At 67.2% G+C, this 1,963-nt stretch carries 1 protein-coding gene; it reads right to left on the bottom strand.

The window, feature by feature from the left end; genetic code table 11:
- A partial coding sequence (locus tag ACFWRT_RS37580; protein WP_381121440.1) for a DEAD/DEAH box helicase family protein occupies positions 1–1,394 on the bottom strand: 1,394 nt, incomplete at its 3' end.
- Between the last annotated feature and the right edge of the window lie 569 nt (positions 1,395–1,963).

The raw sequence follows: 1,963 nt of genomic DNA on the forward strand, positions 1-1,963 counted from the left end.
GGACGGTACGAAGCCGAATACGGCATATCCTCCGGAGTTTCATCCGGACCGAGAAACACCGGCACGATCAGCGTCGCCAATTTATCCTGACCAGGCTTCTGCCGGAGCGCCCGTCCGATCGCCTGGACGATATCCACCGCCGACCCCTTCGGGTCAATCAAAGCGACAGAATCCACACTCGGGCAGTCGACTCCCTCACCGAGAACCCGGCAGTTCGACATCACCGCCCGCCCCACCCGACCCCCGAACTGATACAGCTTCTCCGCCCGCGCCTCCGGCTCGTGCTCACCCGACAGCCACCCCGACCACACCTGAGCCGGGTGCCGCTCCGGGTCCGCCGCGTGCAGCCGCCGCACCACCCGCTCCAGCCCCACGCTGAAGGCCTGCGCCTCGACCGTCCGGTGGTGGAAGGTGATGCACCGCTCCAGCCCGTGCTCGCTCATCGTCTCCAGCAGCGCCGCCTGGAGCACCGCGAGCCGCTCACCTCGCACGTGCTCCTCTAGCCGCTCCTCGCCGTACAGTTTCTCCAGCGTCAGCCGCTCGTCCCGCAGCTCGACGACGACGATCTGGTACCGCGCCAGCAGCCCCCGGGCGATCGCATCGGAGAGATCCAGCGCCCAGAGAACCGGCCCAAAGATCCGCTCGTCCGACATCGAGCACGCCATCTCCTTGGGCAGCCTGTCCACCGGCGCCCGCCGGCCCTCCTCCCCGCCCTCCCCGATCGCCTCCGGGAGCTCCGTCCGCCAGCGCGGCCGGGGCCGCTCCATCCAGATCCGCGGCGTCGCCGTCAGATACAGCCGCCGCATCGCGGGAAGCTGCTCCTGGTCGTGGACGACCGCCCACGCCTTCCCCGGCGACCCCGATGTACGGTGCGCCTCATCCACGCAGATCAGGTCCCACACGTCCATGGGGAGCCCGTACGCGCCCTCGTGAGCCTCCACCAGGACCGGCAGCGACGCGTACGTCGCGAACACCGTGACCGGCCCGCTGCCGTAGTACAGCGCCAATTGCGGGGCGTTCGTCGTCGACGGCACCCGCAGGTCATACAGACGCGGGTCATCATCCATCGAACACACCGCCACCATCGCCCCCGAACGCCCGAAAGCCCGCCACTCCCGCACCGTCTGCGCCAACAACTCCAACGTCGGAAGAAGAACCAAAACCCGCCCATGCGGAGAAATCCGATGGGCCGCACCGGCGGCAATGAACGTCTTTCCCGTGCCGCACGCCGCGTGTACCTGACCGCGCAGACCGTTCTTCGGGATCTGCTGCCCGGGCCGGATCTCCAGCCCAGAAACAATGGCGTCGACCGCTTCGGCCTGATGCGGGTAAAGCGGAATTTCACCGGTCATGACGAGATGTCTCCCGATCCGGGGGAGGAGGTAGTAGTTCACTCGTGATGCTACCCGCGCATCACTTGATGCACGAACCTGATGCATCACATCGGCTGACAGTTGGCCTGTTCCGATCCCACCATGGTCAATCAGTGTGCTACATTGCGGGAGCAGTGCACACACCCCTTCCTGAGTGCTGCAAGCGCGTCCCGAGCATGACTGCCCGTCAGATCGGACTCTCCAGCCCCCGGCCCCGACCTCCTCGCGGCGGCGGACCCCGGAGCCGGCCCCGGGAGGCAGTGCCCACCGGTTCGGGATCCTACCCGCAGACACAGTTGATGCACCCCCACCTCCTAGCCAGCCCGGCGGAGCCGGCAGGGCGGGAGCGCAGCGGACGCCCCGCCACGGAGCGCAGCGGAGAGGCGCCTCAAAATTACCGCGCAGCGGTAATTCAATTCACGCGCAGCGTGAATTTCAATAAACCGCGAAGCGGTTTATAAAAAGGCGCGCAGCGCCTTTTAGAATTCGCGAAGCGAATTCCGTCTCTGCCCAGCGCGCAGCGCTGGGATACCCGCTCCGCGCCGTCCGAGGGCTCCGTCGTCACCGCCGCCGAGGGCGCCCAGGGCGCC

This window comes from Streptomyces cyaneofuscatus (assembly GCF_042718795.1).
Classification (GTDB): domain Bacteria; phylum Actinomycetota; class Actinomycetes; order Streptomycetales; family Streptomycetaceae; genus Streptomyces; species Streptomyces cyaneofuscatus_A.